The sequence below is a fragment of the Pseudoalteromonas sp. SG41-1 genome (assembly GCF_014164575.1).
Classification (GTDB): domain Bacteria; phylum Pseudomonadota; class Gammaproteobacteria; order Enterobacterales; family Alteromonadaceae; genus Pseudoalteromonas; species Pseudoalteromonas rhizosphaerae.
Genome location: NZ_JACJFL010000093.1, coordinates 1 through 3,385, shown reverse-complemented (window position 1 = coordinate 3,385; position 3,385 = coordinate 1). Strand labels below are relative to the sequence as shown.

Sequence of the window (3,385 nt, the reverse complement as noted above, 5' to 3'; positions counted from 1 at the left end):
TCAAAAAAGAGCACACTCGCCTTATCTAGCTGCTCACCATTTAAGTAACGATCAACTAAAACATGGCCGTTATAAAGTTGATACCAGCGTTCAATTACTTCATCATCAGACCAATCAAGTGCTTGACGTCTATTGACGTTCACAACAAGGTGGTAGTGATTGCTCATTATCGCGTAGGCAGCTATCTCTATAGCGAAAACGCTACTTAGTAACTTAATTCGCTCTACTAACCACACTCTACGGTGATCAAAGTTTTTACCTGTGTATTTATCATCACCACACAAAAACGCTCGCCTAACGCATCGTGAAATTAAGTGATAATAAGATGTGGACGCTAAATCAATAAGCTTTTTTCTTGCCCGGGTCATACATAGCAACTCCTGTTAAACTGTATATAAAAACAGTAGTTGATACTATGGATTTTGCAAAAAATTTGCAAAAAAATGCGCCTGTCCTATTTTTCTACTTTTCGCGGCTCAGTATGTACAACAATTTAGACGCACTGGCATGCTTAATAATACTGATAAGAGAAATGGAATTATTAAAAAAATGGCATACCTATGTTCAGGTAAAGTGGTATGCTCATGACCTGTTTATACGCCTCACGTATTTTAAACCCTTATCGGCGATACACCTTGAGCTCTATGTGCTGATCTATACTCACTTTTTAGCTAAAAACAACCCTATAACAGCAGATTATTTTTCAATTGAAAAACAGGATGTTTACCAACATTTTAAAAGTTACTTTAAATCACCGAATTTAATTGACGATTTTTCACTTTATCACCGACTGTTAAAGCAGACGTTGTTGCATGCACAAAAAGTAATAAATATTGGTGACACAAAAGAGGCACAACTAGACTTTTTGTTTTGGGTCTCAGAGCACAACCTTTTAAAAGTTCATCGTGCATTTAATGAATTTCAAACAACAGCGCAACAACCTCCATTAATTAAAAAATTAATAAAGGCCTGCTCAGATCCAAATACACGTAGGCACATTAATAGTTCGGAATTTTTAAACATATAAATATTGCCCCTCATGATCACACAGCAGAGCACTTTACTGGGCAGACAACACTGGTTTTAATAGGCAGCGAATAACAGCAAGCCTAGGCAACTTCACTGGTGTCACCAATTAGTGGCGCTGCATCACTTTGCCCACATCGCTGGTAACACCTGCCAACGACAACCAAAATAAGCAGCCTAGTCTGCTACTAATATTGCCCATAATAACTATAGCCCTGCGTTTAAGTTAACAATTAACTACGGATGTCATATTTCTGCTTGAAAATAGTTGACAGGCAAAAGGCAAGACGCGACCCCATTCTTTTAGTTGGTAGTGGAATTTCTATTCATCCAAGCTCGGAAATTTAAGTTTAATTGGTAAAATAACTCCTGACACTAGTTCTCCACTACACCCTTTGGCTTCAAAAGCAGCCAAAAATAAAGCCCCTGATGCCCTACAACAAAAAGCCCCGCGAGGGCGAGGCTTTGGATTCAAAATAAGGAATTTTGAGCTACTTTTTGTTTCTAATAACCCTATATCGAAGGTAATATGACATCATCCCTATTGAATTTAAGCCAACAATAATCCACTTGGCTTTATCCATATCACTATGAAAAATAGCAGTTATTATAGCGGCACCAATAAAACAAGAAGAGATGCTTAACAATAGACGACTATCGCTATTTAACTTTATAGGAACAACAATAGATATTATTATTAAAAGAATATAGAAAAAAATACTAGTTGTCATGGTTATGCTCTTGAGTTGTCTTCACTTCAATTTTCGGTTCCTCTGTTAAACTGGTTGCTTCAATAGAAACCTCTGTTTTGAATACATCACCTTTATGAACTGGTTCAACTCCGCCCGTTGCCGCAACAGCTATTCCAGCAGCCGTTACGTAAGGTGCTGTTGGTGGAGCTAAGATAGTAAGAGCTGCACTACTTACGCCTAAAGTAGTATTTGTTACCGCTTCTTTAGTAGATTCCATGTTGTCAGCTTGTTCCACAGTTTCCATTTTATTTTCTATTGTAGCCTCTAATTTAAATTCAAACTTCGGGGAAGACTGAACTACATCTGAAGGATCTGCTACAGCTTTATTTTTTGGATATAAGCTAGCATCTTTTCCATCAGGATCAGTATACTTATAAGGGTTATTGTTCGCATATTCATATCTATTAAATCCATGAACTCCATCGCCTTTAGTTAGTTGCTCTATGTAACCCATAGGATCATTCGAGTAAAACCGACCTATGACTGGATCATAGTATCGTGCCTGCATATAAGTTAACTGCAGATCATCATCTTCCAAATGCCCTGTATACCCAGGACTATCTTCACTCGTTGTTACTTTACTTTCTTTGGCAATAAGCTTATTACCTAAATAAAAATACTCCGTTAAACCATTGTCACCATCAGTTAACAATAGCTGCCCTGTACTATCATAGAAGGTGTACTGGATTTTACCGTTACTGTTTTTCTTAATACGGCGATTATATCCATCGTATTGATAACTGTTACTACCTGAACTAATAAGCTGATTACCCAAATTAAAGCTAAAGGCTCGCACACCATTACTAATGACATTACCACGGCTATCATAATCAAAACTTCTATTTATATTTCCTGTAACACCCGCTAGGCGGTTCTTCGTGTTGTAAGCATAAGTCAGACTTTGGTTGCCGAGTACTTTACTTTTCACGTTACCCAATAAATCATAACTGAAACTACCATTGCCCCAAAATCCGCTAGCTGTATCCAATCGGTCTAGGCCATCGTAGGTGAGCGTGACATCTTTTGCTGGTTCAACTAAGTCACGGATAGTGAGAATATTGTGGTTATCATCATATTGATAAAAATGGCTCAATACTGCTGTGCTACTTCGCTGAACCGTCTGAGATTCTGGTCGTTGCTGATTATCCAGTATTTGGTCGAAGGTTAATCCATTACCATAATTAATAAATAAAAAGGACATACACAAGAATAAAAAAGTAGAATAAAAAGGACAGACACATATTTTGTGTCAGAAAATTTAGCACCTCTTACGTTGTGGGTAACCGTATCATTATTTTTTTGCACACTGCACACTGTTAGTTACAGAACTTAGGAACAATAAAAAGGACAGACACATATTTTTGTCAGAAAATTTAGCACCTCTTCCGTTGTGGGTAACCGTATCATTATTTTTTTGCACACTGTTAGTTAGAATAAAAAGGACAGACACATATTTTGTGTCAGAAAATTTAGCACCTCTTTCGTTGTGGGTAACCGTATCATTATTTTTTTGCACACTGTTAGTTACAAAACTGAGAATTCAGTGGCTTGGAAGGAGTTTTAGGCAAATAAAGGCAAAGCTAGGTCATCACTTTATTTAATATCGT

The 3,385-nt window shown here is 37.2% G+C and carries 2 protein-coding genes and 1 pseudogene; 1 reads left to right on the top strand and 2 read right to left on the bottom strand.

What is annotated here, in order from left to right; all coding sequences use genetic code 11:
- Window positions 1-368: pseudogene (locus H5203_RS22335) on the bottom strand (alpha-amylase family glycosyl hydrolase); the annotation flags it as partial.
- 164 nt (window positions 369-532) lie between these two features.
- Between H5203_RS22335 and H5203_RS22330 the strand changes: the two are divergent.
- The gene (locus H5203_RS22330; RefSeq protein ID WP_182820362.1) at window positions 533-1,027 is read left to right on the top strand and encodes a hypothetical protein; all 495 of its coding nucleotides are present in this window, start codon (window positions 533-535) and stop codon (window positions 1,025-1,027) included.
- Window positions 1,028-1,746: 719 nt separating this feature from the next.
- Here the strand turns inward: H5203_RS22330 and H5203_RS22325 are convergent.
- Complete coding sequence (locus H5203_RS22325; RefSeq protein WP_182820361.1) at window positions 1,747-2,979, bottom strand: RHS repeat domain-containing protein; 1,233 nt, start codon at window positions 2,977-2,979, stop codon at window positions 1,747-1,749.
- Window positions 2,980-3,385: the final 406 nt, after the last annotated feature.